At 68.1% G+C, this 14,489-nt stretch carries 12 protein-coding genes; 8 read left to right on the top strand and 4 right to left on the bottom strand.

What is annotated here, in order from left to right; all coding sequences use genetic code 11:
• Position 1: 1 nt before the first annotated feature.
• The 4 genes from EL272_RS09235 to EL272_RS09220 form a co-directional block, all read right to left on the bottom strand.
• A complete protein-coding gene (locus tag EL272_RS09235) occupies positions 2-385 on the bottom strand; it encodes a DUF3040 domain-containing protein (protein WP_014846934.1) in 384 nt (127 codons plus the stop codon).
• Positions 386-463: 78 nt separating this feature from the next.
• Positions 464-2,647 carry a transglutaminase TgpA family protein gene (locus EL272_RS09230; RefSeq protein WP_061786818.1) on the bottom strand — a complete coding sequence of 728 codons (2,184 nt, stop codon included), beginning with the start codon at positions 2,645-2,647 and terminating at the stop codon, positions 464-466.
• The gene (locus EL272_RS09225) at positions 2,644-3,894 is read right to left on the bottom strand and encodes a DUF58 domain-containing protein (RefSeq protein ID WP_061786819.1); all 1,251 of its coding nucleotides are present in this window, start codon (positions 3,892-3,894) and stop codon (positions 2,644-2,646) included. The genes EL272_RS09230 and EL272_RS09225 overlap by 4 nt, the downstream gene beginning before the upstream one ends.
• 1 nt (position 3,895) lies before the next feature.
• Complete coding sequence (locus EL272_RS09220; RefSeq protein ID WP_211097997.1) at positions 3,896-4,828, bottom strand: AAA family ATPase; 933 nt, start codon at positions 4,826-4,828, stop codon at positions 3,896-3,898.
• 224 nt (positions 4,829-5,052) lie between these two features.
• On the opposite strand from EL272_RS09220, the gene mraZ reads away from it, so the two are divergent.
• The 8 genes from mraZ (at position 5,053) to murD (ending at position 14,485) form a co-directional block, all read left to right on the top strand.
• Positions 5,053-5,487: a division/cell wall cluster transcriptional repressor MraZ gene (mraZ, locus tag EL272_RS09215; protein ID WP_014846930.1), complete on the top strand. Its 435-nt coding sequence runs from the start codon at positions 5,053-5,055 to the stop codon at positions 5,485-5,487.
• A 141-nt stretch (positions 5,488-5,628) separates the two neighbouring features.
• A complete protein-coding gene (gene rsmH, locus EL272_RS09210; protein ID WP_073969929.1) occupies positions 5,629-6,585 on the top strand; it encodes a 16S rRNA (cytosine(1402)-N(4))-methyltransferase RsmH in 957 nt (318 codons plus the stop codon).
• Complete coding sequence (ftsL, locus tag EL272_RS09205) at positions 6,586-7,140, top strand: cell division protein FtsL (RefSeq protein WP_061786820.1); 555 nt, start codon at positions 6,586-6,588, stop codon at positions 7,138-7,140.
• A gap of 104 nt (positions 7,141-7,244) precedes the next feature.
• The gene (locus tag EL272_RS09200) at positions 7,245-9,023 is read left to right on the top strand and encodes a peptidoglycan D,D-transpeptidase FtsI family protein (protein WP_041696512.1); all 1,779 of its coding nucleotides are present in this window, start codon (positions 7,245-7,247) and stop codon (positions 9,021-9,023) included.
• Positions 9,020-10,537 (top strand): UDP-N-acetylmuramoyl-L-alanyl-D-glutamate--2,6-diaminopimelate ligase, encoded by a 1,518-nt coding sequence (locus EL272_RS09195; RefSeq protein WP_244926061.1) that lies wholly within the window; start codon positions 9,020-9,022, stop codon positions 10,535-10,537. Before EL272_RS09200 ends, EL272_RS09195 begins: the two co-directional genes overlap by 4 nt.
• Complete coding sequence (locus EL272_RS09190) at positions 10,534-11,967, top strand: UDP-N-acetylmuramoyl-tripeptide--D-alanyl-D-alanine ligase (RefSeq protein WP_014846926.1); 1,434 nt, start codon at positions 10,534-10,536, stop codon at positions 11,965-11,967. The genes EL272_RS09195 and EL272_RS09190 overlap by 4 nt, the downstream gene beginning before the upstream one ends.
• Positions 11,964-13,034 carry a phospho-N-acetylmuramoyl-pentapeptide-transferase gene (gene mraY, locus EL272_RS09185; protein WP_014846925.1) on the top strand — a complete coding sequence of 357 codons (1,071 nt, stop codon included), beginning with the start codon at positions 11,964-11,966 and terminating at the stop codon, positions 13,032-13,034. Before EL272_RS09190 ends, mraY begins: the two co-directional genes overlap by 4 nt.
• Entirely contained in the window at positions 13,016-14,485 is a 1,470-nt protein-coding gene (murD, locus tag EL272_RS09180) for a UDP-N-acetylmuramoyl-L-alanine--D-glutamate ligase (protein WP_041696510.1), read from the top strand. Before mraY ends, murD begins: the two co-directional genes overlap by 19 nt.
• Positions 14,486-14,489 lie beyond the last annotated feature (4 nt).

Genomic DNA, 14,489 nt, shown 5'->3' with positions numbered 1-14,489 from the left:
TTCAGAGATCGCCGCCCTGTTGACGCTTGCGCCAGCGTTCCTCCAATTTGTTCATGAAATCCGTTCCGGAGGAGGGATGGCTGGACTTGCTGGAGGAACGCGTTGGCTCCTCCTGGGCCTCGACCCTGGACCAAGCGCTGATTCCGGTGATGGCCGAGGCGAGCATCATCACGAAACCGATGATGGATATCACGGGCTGGAACTGGACCCCGAGCACCAGGGCGGTCAGCCCAGCCACGAAAACCACGCCCGCCAAGGCCGCGCGACGACGCTGGACGCGGAACTGGGGAGTTCCCCTCAAGGTGTCCGCGAATTTCGGGTCATCGGCGAGCAGCGAGGCCTCAAGCTGGTCCAGGCGCTTCTGCTCCTGCTCAGACAAAGCCATCGTGGTCTCCCGTCCTAGTTCCTCAGGGCAGCTTACCCACCCCCATTGTAGGTGCCCCACCGTATGGGTGGGAAAAGGCTATCGCGATTTTCGCCCGCGTTTTCCGCCGCCTGCGCTTCTCGGCCGCCATAGGGACGCCGGGAGCAGGAAGGCCAGCAGACGCCTGGGCGCGGGGGTGTCGTTGCGGAGCTCGCGGACCAGGAGTTTCACCCGCCCGGGAAGCTGATCCACCGGTGGGGTCTCGCGGGCGAACTGGCTGCGTTGTGCGACCTCGGCGACCTCGAGCAGGTGCGCCGCAGCGGCGGCGGGAAGACCGGATTCCATGGTCTTGGCGGCCTCGACGGGGGAGCCCGCCGGGAACTCCCGGCCCAGATCCCTGTGGGTGCCAGCGAGTTCACGCCACGCCGCGGCTGCGGCGCTGGCCGGTGGCTGTCCGCCACGCAGGCGCCATCCCCTGATCAACAACCGCGCCACGGCGGGTGAGGCCAGCAGCACGAGCACGGGCAACCCCCAGAGCAACCAGCCCCAGTTCCCGGAGCTTTCCGCGCCGGTGCCTTGGGCCCCGTCGCCGGGAGAGGGAACCGGGGACGGCGCGAGCGTCGGCGTCGGTTCGGTGGGTTGGGGTTCTGGGGATTCGGCCCCGGTGCTCGGGGGAACGCTGGGATCCGGGCTCGGTGAGCTCTGCGGAGGGTTCTCGCCCGTGTTGGAGGAACCGATGGACTTGGTCGGTTCGAAAGGCACCCAACCAAGCCCCTCGAAGTAGAGCTCGGGCCAGGCGTGCATGTTGTCAGTGGTCACCTTGTAGCCATCCCCGTCGGGGACACCACCCGTGAACCCGACCGCGACACGCGACGGAATGCCCTCGATCCGGGCCAGCACCGCCATGGATGTGGCGAAATGGATGCAGTAGCCGGAGCGGTCGTTCAGCAGGAAGGCGCTGATGGCGTCCACCCCCGTCGAGGAGGGGGCCTGGAGGGTGTAGGTGAATCTGTCGGAGGTCAGGTATTCCTCGATGGCCTTCGCCTTGGCGCCGTCGGTTGCAGCATTGCCGGCGATCTTGGCCGCCAGGTTCCGCACCCCGTCCGAGATGCCCTCCGGCACCTTCAGGGTCTCCCCGCCTGCCGGATCCGATCCCGCGCGGGCGGTGGGCAGGGACGAACTCCCGTCGGGGATCACCGAGGTGGCCCGGTAGTCGAGATTCGTGGTCTGGTCGGTTCCCTGGTCGCCCGTGGCGACCACCGAGAGGGTGTTCTGGTCGAAGCCCCACTTCCCGGGGGCGTCGAAACCGTCGACGGCGAACGGGGCGGGCAGGTACTGGGAGGGGAAACGCATTGAGACGTCGACATCAACCTTCTCCCCGGGGGCGTCGTAGGCCCCGCCGATGCCCGAGCTGCGCAGCCGCATGGACTCCAGCTGCGCCCCTTCCGTGGTCAGGCGGGTCAGAGCGGTGGTGCGCAGGTAGTGGGGTTTCTGGTCGCTGGAGCGATAGGTGAGAACGTCCACGGGGCTTGGGCGCTGCAGGTTGCGGCTCAGCTCGATGGTCGGGTCACTGAGCTGGATGGGCTTGTCGATGCCGTTGTTCAGCCAGGGCTGTTTCTGGCCCATGGGCAGGACGGATGTGACCCCCAGGGTCAGAGCCGTTGCCGCCGTGGCCGCGATCAGGCCGACGATCCAGCGCGCCAGCTGGAATCCCAGCCCACCGCCGGTGAGTCCCGGCCCCCCTGCGGTGAGCAGGACAGCCACGTAACCGCCCGCGACCAGCAGGAAACCGGTGACGCCCAGCTCCGCGGGATACACCAGCGCCGCGATGCTGTACGGCAGAGCCAGAGGGGCGATCACCCAGGCCGGTTGTTCCAGGGACTCGGCCAGCACGTAGGAGACCAGCCACAGCACGAAGGCCATGAACAGGAGCAGCCAACCCAACGCAGGATGGTCTGGCATCGGCGGTCGCGACTCCCGCAGAACCTGGAAACCGCTGGTGAACAGGTCCGGTATCCCGGTCAGGGGGGTGCTGCCCGGTGTGGCTCTCGTTCCCAGCCAGATCAGCAGGCCCGTCCCGGACAGGGCCGCCAGCACCGCCGGCCAGGAACGTCCCAGGCGCAGCAGCGAGGCCGCGGCGGCGATCAGGCCGGGGACCCCGGTGATCAGAAACAGGGACAAGGAGAGCACCGGGGCGGTGAGCAGGGGACCGAGGGAGGACATGGACAGGGCCACCGCTGCCGAGATCACCAGGGGCAGGAGTGCGGAGGAGCGGCTTCTCATCGGGCCTCCCGCTGGGCGACGAGCCTGCCCCAGCCCTGGGGCACGGTGGCCTCGGGACCGAAGGTCGCCACATTCCACCCGGATGTGGTCAGCAGCCGGCAGGCCTTCTCGTGGGCGACCACCACGTCCGCGGGGAGACGGAAGGCCCGGGCGTCGGGAACCAGCGCGTCGATGTCGGCCACCCGGGCGGTCGCGGCCACCAGTGCTGCTGCATCGCGGGAGTGGAGCAACCCGAGCCCGGCAACCACGGTCCGTGCGGTGCCCAGGGCGTCCGGGTCGGCTAGACAGTCCTCCAGGAAGGCGCGCCCGGACGGTTCGACGTCGGTGACGGTGGCCAGCAGGCGGGTGGCCGCCCCCGTGGATTCTCCGTTTATGGGGCGGAAGATCACCCCATCGGCGCCCAGAAGGCTGACCCGGAGCCGGTCGCGAAGCAGCTCGGTGGCCAGCGACGCACCCAGCGACAGCACCCATTCGAGGGTGGACTCGGGGCCGCTGCCGATGTGTGCCGCCACCCGGGTGTCGACGATGATCGTCATGGCGGGGTCCCAGGGCTGTTCCTCCAACCGGACCATCAGCTCCCCGCGTTTTGCGCTCATCTTCCAGTGCACGCGGCGCATCCCGTCTCCGTGGCGGTGTTCGCGCACCAGGACGTCGTCGGTGCCCGCGTTCCCGATGCGCTGGGGGGTGGCGTCCCCGCTGGCCCCTGAGGCCCGTCCGCCCTTGGGGAGGGACAGGGCCCACAGTCTCGGCGTCACGCGCAGCGACGTGGTGTCCCCGGTCGCCTGCCAACTGCGCCAGGCCACCCCGAAGGCGTCGAGGTTGCGCACTCTCAGGGGGCCGATCTGGAAGTGGCCGCGCTGCCGGGTGGCCACGTCGTACCCCGCGGCCTGGCGCCAGCGGCCGAGGCCACGGATCAGCTCGAACGTCGCGTCCCGGCCCAGCGCATCCGGGAGCCGGTCGCGGAAACCGAGCGCGGAGAAAGAGGCCGTCCTGTTGCTCGTGACCGAAAGCCGCACCCGGGCCATCTCCCCGACGGGCAGGGAATCGGGCGCTACGGAGCGTTCGCAGGTCAGACGGGGCGGCAGGGCCAGCACGACCACCAACCCCACCACGGGCAGGCAGGTCACGAACACCCCCACCCAGGCCAGGTCGGGTTCCCCGATCAGGGACGCTCCCGTTGCGATGAGGCCACCGAACACCAGCATCGCCAGGCCGCGTCCCGTGAGGCCGAAACGGAACCCCCGCATGTCAACCCCGGCGCGGCGGCTGGGTGGCAGCGACTATGTGCTCGATGACGGTTTCGTTCGACTGGCGGGCTACCTGTGCGTCCACCGTCAACAGCACCCGGTGGGCCAGCACGGGGACGGCCAGGGTGGCGACGTCCTCCGGGATCACGTAGTCGCGTCCCTGGAGGGCAGCCTCGACCCTGGCGGCTCGCATCAGATGGACGCAGGCGCGGGGGCTGGCGCCGAGCCGGAGCTCCGGGTTGCTGCGGGTGGAACCCACCAGTCGCACGATGTAGTCGTTGATCACGGGAGCGACGTAGATTCCCTGCATGGTCGCGATGGCCCGCTCCACGTGGGCGACATCCGTCACGGGCCGGACGGTGGCGAGCTGGTCGCCCCCCGCCTGGGTGGTGAGCATGGCCATTTCCGCCTGGTGCCCGGGATATCCCATCTCGATCCTCGCCATGAAGCGGTCGCGCTGGGCCTCGGGAAGGGGATAGGTGCCCTCCATCTCGATCGGGTTCTGGGTGGCCACCACCATGAAGGGCTGCTTGAGCCGGTAAGTCTGCCCGTCCGCGGAGACCTGTCCCTCGGCCATGGCCTCCAGCAGGGCCGACTGGGTCTTCGGCGAGGCCCGGTTGATCTCGTCGCCCAACACGATGTTGGCGAAGATGCCACCGGGCTTGAACTCGAATTCGTGGGTCTGCTGGTTGAAAACCGACACGCCGGTGACGTCGCTCGGAAGCAGATCGGGCGTGAACTGGATGCGGCTGACCACCCCTGAGATGGAACGTCCGAGGGCCTTGGCAAGGACGGTCTTGCCGACCCCGGGAACGTCCTCGAGAAGAAGGTGCCCCTGCGCGAGCAGCACCAGGACCGCCATGTGTATCTGGTGTGGTTTGCCCTCTATGACGCTGCCTATCGACTGTTTCACCTGATTTGCCAGCGCACTCACCTCGGCCAGCGCCAAGGGAGTTGCAGCGGTCTGGGTCATGGGGCTCCTCGGGACTCGCGACGCTTTCCTGACGTGGAAGAAGCCTAGGGCATCGTTCAAACACGCCCAACGGGATTGGCCTGACACACCTGGTGGAGAGGACACGCCTCAGGTGGGGGAAAGTGGGGTAATGTGGTGGTAAGTGGAGCGAAGTGGGGGCTTTGTGGAGGAGAGGGGGTTTCCGGTTGTTCCTTGGCACGTACACGCCGAAATTGGACGAGAAGGGGCGTTTGATCCTTCCCGCGAGGTTTCGGGAGGCCCTCGAAGGGGGACTCGTCGTGACGCGCACACAGGAACGGGCACTTGCCGTCTATCCCAAGGACACCTTCGAGGCGCTCATGGCGCCCGTGAGTGCCGCACCCTCCACGCTGAAGCAGGTTCGTGACTATCAGCGCATGCTGACCGCGGGTGCCAGCTTCGAGGTTCCGGACCGGCAGGGGCGGATCACGATCCCCCCGATCCTCCGTTCCTATGCGGGTCTGGAACGCGACGTCGTGGTGATCGGCGCCATGAACAGGGCCGAGATCTGGGACGCCGAGCACTGGGCCGAGTACCAGGCGGAGCAGGAATCCGGTTTCGCCGAACTCGACGCGGAACTGCTGTCCCAGCTGGGGCAGTGAGGTTTCCCGAGACGGTGGTCCATCACCGGGGCTGACCCTGGCCTTTCTTCCCCGAGGCCAGGTGCGGTTCCGGTGAAGGAACCTCCGTCCCGGGGAGGGAAATAAAAGAGGACCCGACGAGGCAGCTGGAGGGAGACGACCGTGGAGACGCGCGACGATGTTCACGAACCGGTCATGCTCGGCCGCGTCGTAGAGCTGTTGTCCCCGGCCCTCACCTCGCCCGGCGCCGTCTACGTCGACTGCACCCTGGGGCTCGGTGGCCACGCCCGGGCGGTCCTGGAGGTCGCTCCCTCGGCGAGGCTCATCGGCATCGACCGCGACCCGGATGCCCTGACCGTGGCCCGGGAACGACTCGGTCCCCTGGCGGAACGGGCCACTCTCGTGAAGGCCGTCTACGACGAACTGCCCGAGGTGCTCGCCGATCTCGGCGTCGGCGGGGTTCACGCGGTGCTCGCCGATCTCGGACTCAGTTCCCTGCAGATCGATCGCGAGGAACGGGGATTCGCCTACCGGGTGGACGCCCCCCTCGACATGCGCATGAGCAGGGGGGAGGGGCGAAGCGCCGCGGATCTGCTCAACTCCGCCCCCCCGGTGGAACTTGTGCGGATCCTGCGTCACTACGGCGAGGAGAGGTTCGCGGAGCGGATCGTAGCCGCGGTCGTGGAGGAACGGGAGATCCGGCCCTTCAAATCTTCGGGTCGGCTGGTGGAGGTCATCTCGAATGCCATCCCGGCAGCGGCAAGGCACTCCCCGGGGCATCCCGCCAAACGCACCTTCCAGGCCCTCCGGATCGCGGTCAACGACGAGCTGGCGACCTTGGAGAGATTCCTGCCCGCCGCCACCACCGCCCTCACCCTCGGGGGACGGTTGGTGGTGCTTTCCTACCACTCCCTGGAGGACAGGCCGGTCAAACGACATCTCGCGGCACTGGCCGCCGATGGGGTGCCGAGGGACATGCCTGTCGTACCCGAACACCTGAAACCCCGTTTCAAACTCCTGACCCGGGGGGCCGAGCGGCCTCCGGAACAAGAGATCCGATCAAACCCGCGTGCGGCGTCCGCCAGGCTACGCGCCGCAGCCCGAATCAAGGAGGCATAGTTGAGCGCTCTTGCCGCCGAAGTCGAGCAGTCAACCCGGGAGTCATCGCGCCCCCGCTTGCGGCTCGTCCCCCCGGTCAAGGCCCGTGTTTCCACGTTCGGGTTCCTGTTGATACTCGCGATCCTGGTGGTACTGGGTATGGCCTTGGTCATGGTCGTGACCACCCAGGTAGGGGCCCAGTCCCGGGACCTGGCCAATCTCCGGAAGGAGGCCACCCAGCTGTCCTACGAGGCTGCCGCCCGCCGCACGGAACTGCAGGGGGTTTCAAGCAGCGGGTCGTTGGCGCTGCGCGCCTCGGAACTGGGAATGGTTCCCAACCCGTTCCCGGCATTCGTCGACCTCTCCACGGGCACCATCCTGGGGCAGCCCCGGCCCGTCAAGGGCGATGAGGCCCCCTACCTGACCGGGCGGTCGGGGGCCAGGCAGTCCCCGGAACCGGTCTCCTCCGAGCCCGCGGATCCCCAGGCGAGTCCGGCGCCCACCGAGGAGACGACCCCGGCCAGCCCGGCGCCCACCGAGGAGGCATCCCCTCAGGTGGGGGAGGGTGAGCGGTGAGCCGCCGCCCGCCCAGCCGCCGCCCGCCCAGCCGCCGCCCGGCCGGCCGCAGACGCGGCCGCGGGAGGCGCCGTGTCTGGAAGTTGCCGCTCGGACGTTCCAGCATGCGCATCCGCGCGTTCATGATGGCCTTGCTGCTGCTGGTGATGGTCTGTGTAGGGCGCGCCGTTCAACTGCAGGCCCTCGAGGCCCAGAGCTTCGCCGCCCAGGCCGCGGAGAAAATGAAGAACACCAGGGAGCTGCTGCCCGAACGGGGCGCCATCACCGACCGCAACGGGGTGGTGCTCGCCGCCACCCAGCCGGCCATGCGCATCACGGCCGATCCTGACATGGTGCAGAGCAACGGGGCGGACAAGCGCTACCCGGTGAGCGCGAAGAAACAGGAAGAGGCCGATGCGGCGCCGAAGGCCGTGGCGAAGATCCTCGCCGCTCATCTCGGGGGCAACGAATCCAAGTACCTGGAGATCCTGTCGGCCAAGGACACCAGGTACGCGGAAATCGCCAGACACGTCCCGGCGGCCACCTGGAGCAAGATCGAAGAGGACATGCAGAAGGGAATAGACGGGGACGGCAAACGCCGCTGGTACGGCCTGTTCGCCGAGAACGACCCCCTGCGCACCTACCCGAACCGGACATCCGCGAGCAATGTCGTCGGTTTCGTGAACGGGGATGGCAAGGGAGCTGCGGGACTCGAGGGGCTGCTCGACTCGCAGCTGGCTGGGACCCCCGGTCAGGAGGTCTACGAACGCTCCACCTACGGGCGCATCCCGTTGGGCACCAGCGTCCTCACACCTCCCGTCAACGGCGCCAGCTACTCGCTGACCATCGACGCCGACCTTCAGTGGTTCGCGGAACAGGCACTGGCCGATGGCATGGCGAAGGCCGGCGCGAAAACCGGCTCGGTTCTAGTGATGAACCCGAACAACGGCGAGATCCTGGCCTTGGCAACGGCGCCCTCCTTCGACTCCGCCAACCCCGGCGCCACCGATGCCGGGAACCTCGGCAACCGCACGGTGACCGAGGCCTACGAACCGGGTTCCACCGAGAAGGTCCTGACCATGGCGGCCCTGGCGGATTCGGGGTTGGTGACCCCGGACACGAAGGTCGACGTGCCGGCCAGCATCACATCCGGGAGCGGTACCGTCAAGGACTCCTTCGAGCACGGGAGGCTCAAGCTGACCGCCCGCGGTGTGATGGCGCAGTCCTCGAACATCGGCACAATCAAGCTCGCCCGCCAGATGGACAAGGCGAAACTGCGCGAGTACCTGGCCTCGTTCGGGCTCGGTTCGGCCCCGGGTTCGGGACTGCCCGCGGAAACCTCGGGGTCGCTCCCGGAGGCCGACATGGCCGATTACACACGCGACCAGATCTCCTTCGGACAGGGGCTGTCCGTCTCGGTTATGCAGATGGGGGCGGCGCTCTCCGCCGCCGTCAACGGAGGCACCTACCACCAGCCGCAGATCATCCGCTCCGCCGCGAACGCGGACGGGACCCCGATCTCGCTGCCAACCCCGACATCGCGCCGCGTGATCTCCGAGGAGGCGTCTGGCATGGTTGTCAACATGATGGAGGCTGTCATCACCAGCGTCAGTTCGGAACGCGCGATCCCCGGGTACCGCACCGCGGGCAAATCCGGCACCGCCCAGCGCTACGACTCCAGCTGCAAGTGCTACAACGGCTACACGTCGTCCTTCGTCGGGATCGCCCCGGCGGAGAACCCCCAGTTGCTGGTCTACGTCGTGCTCGACCAGCCGACAAACGGCAATCTCGGCAGCCAGCTGGCCCTGCCCGTGGTCAACAACGTGCTCCAGACGGCCCTGCCGAACTACAACGTGGCGCCCTCGAGCACCCCCGCGCCGAAGGAGCCATTGGAGTGGGAGTGAAAACGCTCAGACCGGAGTCCGTCCCCGCCATCGGCCTGCATGACGCCGTGGCGGGGCTCGGCGTCTCGGGTGAGGCCGGGCCGGTCACCGTCACCGGGGTCTGCCTCGACTCGCGCATGGTCCGCCCGGGTGACCTCTACGTCGCCCTGCCGGGGTTCCACGCCCACGGGGCCGGGTTCACCACCCAGGCCGTGGAGCGGGGAGCCGTTGCCGTCCTGACCGACCCGGAAGGGGCCCGGGTCGTGGAGGACGCGGGGGTGCCCGTGCTGATCAGCCACCGGCTGCGTCCCGTGATGGCCGAGGTGAGCGCCCGCGTCTACGGCGAACCCGCGAGTGGACTCGAGTTGTTCGGGGTCACCGGAACCAACGGCAAGACCACCACGGTCGCCTTGCTGGAGGCCACGCTGGCCGCCATCGGGCGGCGTGTCGGAACCATCGGGACGCTCGGTTTCCGCCTGGACGGCAGGACGTTGCCATCCGGCCGCTCCACGATCACCACCCCCGATTCACCGGATCTCCAGGCGCTGCTGGCCCTGATGCGGGAACGGGGCGCGCATGCCGTGGCCATCGAGGTGTCCAGCCACGCCATGGCCATGTCCCGGGCGGACGCGTTGAAATTCGAGGTGGCGGCCTTCCTGAACCTGGGGCGGGATCATCTCGACTTCCACCGCAACATGGAGGAGTACTTCGAGGCGAAGGCCGCGTTGTTCACCCCCGGACACACCCGGGCGGCCGTGGTTTGGATCGACGACGAACACGGCCGCCGGATCGCCGACAGGGCTCGAAGAGCCGGCCTACCGGTGGCCACGGTCGGTACCTGCGAGGAGGCGGACTACCGTCTCGCGGGCTACGAACCGGTCCTTCCACTGGGGGGACGCGCGCAGCTTCGCACCGCGTCGGGGGAGGTGACGGTGGAACTGGCGTTGCCCGGTTGGCACAACATGGTGGACGCAGCCATCGCCGTGGCGATGCTCGAACGTGCCGGGATCCCGGCCGGGACCACGCTTCCGGGCCTGGCCCGGGCGCAGGTGCCCGGGCGGATGCAGGTGCTGCCGTTGCCCGAGAAGGCCCCCACCGTGATCGTGGACTTCGCCCACACCCCGCAGGCCGTGGCGGCCACCCTGGATGCCATCCAGGGATTCGGGGAGGTGATAACCGTCGTGGGCTGCGGTGGGGACCGGGACCCCGACAAGCGTCCCTTGATGGGGCGCGCCGCTGCTGAGCGCAGCGACGTCTTGATCATCACAGATGACAACCCGCGCACCGAGGACCCAGCCAGGATCCGGGCCGCCATGCTCGCCGGAATTGGGGAATCACGTGCCCGGGTCATCGAGGCCGGGGGGAGGGGCAGCGCAATCGAACTGGCACTCGCAACGGCTGGGCGCGATAGTGTTGTGGCGATTCTCGGGAAGGGACACGAACAGGGCCAACAGATTGGTGACCGGATCGTGGCCTTCGACGATGCCCTGGTCGCTCTCGAGGCCTGGCGACGGATGGAAGGAAGTGGTCGATGAGGGCGAGGCGGCTCAGCGAGCTGGTGGAGCTGATGCAGCCAGCGGCCGTCGAGGTGGTGGGCGATGACACCGTGGTCGGTCCCGACGTGGTGCTCGACAATCGTGAGGCCACCCCCGGCAGTCTTTTCGTCGCCATTCCCGGTTCCCGGGTCGATGGTCACTCCTTCGCCCCGCAGGCCGTGGCCGCAGGGGCAGCAGCTGTGCTCGGTAGTTTCGTCACCGAGGCCGAGGTTCCCCACATCCTGGTTGAGGACACCGTGCAGGGACTCTCGTGGCTGGCGCGGGGGCTGGTCCGGGAGGAACGCGCCCGGGGAATGGTGAGTTTTGGCGTCACGGGGTCCTCCGGGAAAACCTCCACCAAGGATCTCCTGGCACAGGTGCTCGAGGCGAGGGGAACCACCGTGGCCCCGGTGGGAAGCCAGAACAACGAGATCGGGGTGCCGCTTACGGCATGCCGGATCGACGGGTCGACGCAATTCCTCGTCAGCGAGATGGGTTCCCGGGGGGCCGGGCACATCGAGTGGCTCACCTCGCTGGTTGGCCTCGACGTTGGGATGGTGCTGAACGTCGGGCGCGCCCACGTGGGTGAGTTCGGCGGGATTGAGCGGACCGCCCGAGCAAAGTCGGAGATCATCACAGGACTGGAACCCGGGGGCTGGGCGGTTCTGAACGCTGACGACCCCGCCTGCCGGGCCATGCGGGACGCAACCGTGGCGCGGGTGGCGTGGTTCGGGGAGGGCGACCTGCCCGAGGGGGACCTGAAGGTAGCAGCCCGGGACGTCGTGTGCGACGAATCCGCGCGGGCAGCCTTCACGCTGGCGGTCACCCGGGAATCGGAAACCGTCTCGGTCCCGGTCTCGCTCCGCGTGATCGGCAGACATCAGGTTTCCAACGCCTTGGCTGCGGCCGCCGCAGGCCTGGCGGTCGGTATGACCGTCTCGGAGGTGGCCGGGGCCCTGTCGGCCGCCGAGTCCCGTTCGGACTGGCGGATGGAACTGGTGCACTGTAGCCGGGACCGGATCGTCCTGAACGACGCCTACAACGCCAACCCCGACTCGATGGCCGCCGCCCTGCGCACCGCGGCCAACCTGATCTCCGGGCAGCGCAGGCGCCATCCCGGGGCCCGCGCTGTGGCGGTGCTGGGGGACATGCTCGAACTCGGCCCCGAATCGGGGGGGCTGCACGCCGAGGCCGGGGCGCTCGCCGCCGACCTCGGGATCGACGAGGTGATCGCGGTCGGGGAACACGCCGGAATCATGGCGGAAGCGGCACGTGAACGGGGAATCGAGGCCCGGGCGGCCACCCGTGAGGAGGCCTCGCAGGTGGATCTCGCCGCGGGGGATCTTCTCCTGGTCAAGGGCTCGCGCAGCGTGGGCCTGGAACTGGTTGCCGACGCCGTGACGAAACGGATCGGAGGCGTTCCCAAGTGAGAACGATCCTGGCGGCGGGTGGCCTGTCCCTCCTGCTGACATTGCTGGTCACCCCACAGTTCATCAAGTTCCTGACCCGGCGCCAGTACGGTCAGTTCATTCGTGACGACGGTCCCAAGGAACACCTGACCAAGCGCGGCACCCCGACCATGGGTGGTGTCGTCATCATCGCCTCCGTGGTGCTGTCCTATTTCCTGGCCCACCTGATCCTGTGGGAATCGGTGACGGTCTCCGGGGTGCTGCTGGTCGGGGTCATGACCGCCCTGGGATTCCTCGGTTTCCTGGATGACTGGGCGAAGATCTCCAAGGAACGCTCCTTGGGACTCACCCCGAGGGGGAAGCTGATCGGACAGTTCACGATCGGCGGTGTCTTCGCGGTGCTGGCGCTCAACTTCCCTGACGAACGCGGTCTTCGCCCCGCATCGGAGTTCGTCTCCTTCCTGCGTGACCTGCCCTGGCTGCACCTCCCGTTCTTCCTGGCCGTGATCTGGATCGTCTTCCTGTTGATGGCCTGGCCCAACGCCACCAACCTCACCGACGGCCTCGACGGTCTGCTCGCGGGCAGCGCGACACTGGTGTTCGCGACCTTCTCGCTGGTCAACATCTGGCAGTTCAACCAGTGGTGCGGCAGGGTCTCCAGCGTCGGCCCTCTCTGCTACGAGGTGCGTGACCCCTACGACTTGGCCGTGGTCTCGACGGCGCTCGCCGGTTCCTGTTTCGGTTTCCTGTGGTGGAATGCCAAACCCGCCCGGATCTTCATGGGCGACACCGGCTCCATGGCCATCGGCGCGGCCCTGGCGGGATTGTCGATCATGACCCGCACGGAGCTGCTGCTGGTGATCATGGGGTTCCTGTTCGTCATGGAGGCCGGTTCCGTGGCGCTCCAGGTGGGGTATTTCAAGGCGACGAAGGGCAAACGCATCTTCAAGATGTCGCCCATCCACCACCACTTCGAACTTCTCGGGTGGCAGGAGGTCACGGTGGTGATCCGGTTCTGGATCATCTGTGGCCTTTGCGTCGCCATTGGTGTTGGCATCTTCTACGCGGAATGGGTGGTTGGTCAGTGAGGGAGTTCCTGTTGACGGCGAACCGGCTGAGTGACTGGAGCCGGGTGCACGCCGTCGTTGCGGGCCTCGGCGTCTCGGGTTACTCGGCGGCCGACGGGCTGCTCTCGCTCGGGGCAAGGGTCACGGTCCTGGACGAGTCGGACACCCACGCCGACAAGGCCGCCATCCTGGAGGCCCTCGACGCCACGGTGCGGCTCGGAAAAGGAGCAACCGCCGAACTGCCCGGGGACACGGACCTGGTGGTCACATCCCCGGGGTGGCGTCCCGACACCCCGCTGCTCACCCGGGCGCTGGAGCGCGGCATCCCGGTGTGGGGGGACATCGAACTCGCCTGGCGGATGCAGCAGCCCGACCGCGCCATCCCGTGGCTCGGGGTCACCGGCACCAACGGGAAGACCACCACCACCCAGATGGCCGAGTCCATGCTCCGGGCCGCCGGGATGCGTGCGGCGGCGGTCGGGAACATCGGCCGCCCCATCGTGGAGGCCATCCTCGACGACGAACCCTACGACGCGCTGGTGGTCGAGCTGTCCAGCTTCCAGCTGCACTGGGTGCACACCGTCGCCCTCCACTCCGCGGCGGTGCTGAACCTGCACGAGGACCACCTCGAGTTCTACAACGGACCCGGCGGGTACGAACGCTACGTGGCCGACAAGGCAAGGATCTTCGAACGGGTCACGAACGCCTGTGTTTACAACGTGGCCGAACCGGAGACCGAACGTCTCGTGGAGGAGGCCGAGGTCACGGAAGGGGCCCGCGCCATCGGTTTCACCACCGGTATTCCCGCGATCTCCATGATCGGTGTGGTGGACGGCCTGATCGTCGACCGCGCCTTCGTCGCCCAGCGGCACAGTTCCGCGCTGGAACTCGCGAAGGTCGCGGACGTGCGGCCCTACGCCCCGCACAACGTCGCCAACGCCTGCGCGGCGGCGGCGCTGGTGCGCAGCCTCGGGGTGCCGGCGAGATCCGTGGCCCAGGGGCTCCGCGACCTGCGGCTTGCAGGGCATCGCATCGCGGAGGTGGCCGAGATCAACGGCGTGCGCTGGATCGATGACTCGAAGGCAACGAACCCGCATGCGGCGGACTCGGCCATGCGGGCCTTCCCGTCATTCGTGTGGGTGGCGGGCGGCCAGACCAAGGGAACCAGCTTCGACGAGCTGATCACCACCCATCGCGACCGTATCCGGGCGGCGATCCTCATCGGTGTCGACCGGCAGGTCATAGCGGATGCATTGTCCCGACACGCGCCTGATGTTCCCGTGATCATCCTGGACAGCAGCGACCATGGTGTGATGGACGAGGTGGTCTCCCACGCGGCGCGTCTTGCCCGTGAGGGTGACGCGGTGCTCCTGAGCCCCGGAAGCGCCTCGCTCGACATGTTCACGGGCTACGATGACCGCGGTGAGCGTTTCGCCGACGCGGTCCGGAGCCTTCAGGCACCGAGCAGTTAGGCAC

Origin of the sequence: Arachnia propionica, assembly GCF_900637725.1 — a bacterium.
Classification (GTDB): Bacteria; Actinomycetota; Actinomycetes; order Propionibacteriales; family Propionibacteriaceae; genus Arachnia; species Arachnia propionica.
This window is presented reverse-complemented; position numbering and strand designations above follow the sequence as displayed.

Coding starts and splice junctions, on each gene's coding strand:
- EL272_RS09200 (WP_041696512.1), top strand. CDS start 7,245: ATGCGCATCCGCGCGTTCATGATGGCCTTGCTGCTGCTGGTGATGGTC.
- EL272_RS09190 (WP_014846926.1), top strand. CDS start 10,534: ATGAGGGCGAGGCGGCTCAGCGAGCTGGTGGAGCTGATGCAGCCAGCG.
- EL272_RS09235 (WP_014846934.1), bottom strand. CDS start 385: ATGGCTTTGTCTGAGCAGGAGCAGAAGCGCCTGGACCAGCTTGAGGCC.
- EL272_RS09225 (WP_061786819.1), bottom strand. CDS start 3,894: ATGCGGGGGTTCCGTTTCGGCCTCACGGGACGCGGCCTGGCGATGCTG.
- EL272_RS09230 (WP_061786818.1), bottom strand. CDS start 2,647: ATGAGAAGCCGCTCCTCCGCACTCCTGCCCCTGGTGATCTCGGCAGCG.
- murD (WP_041696510.1), top strand. CDS start 13,016: ATGGGTGGTTGGTCAGTGAGGGAGTTCCTGTTGACGGCGAACCGGCTG.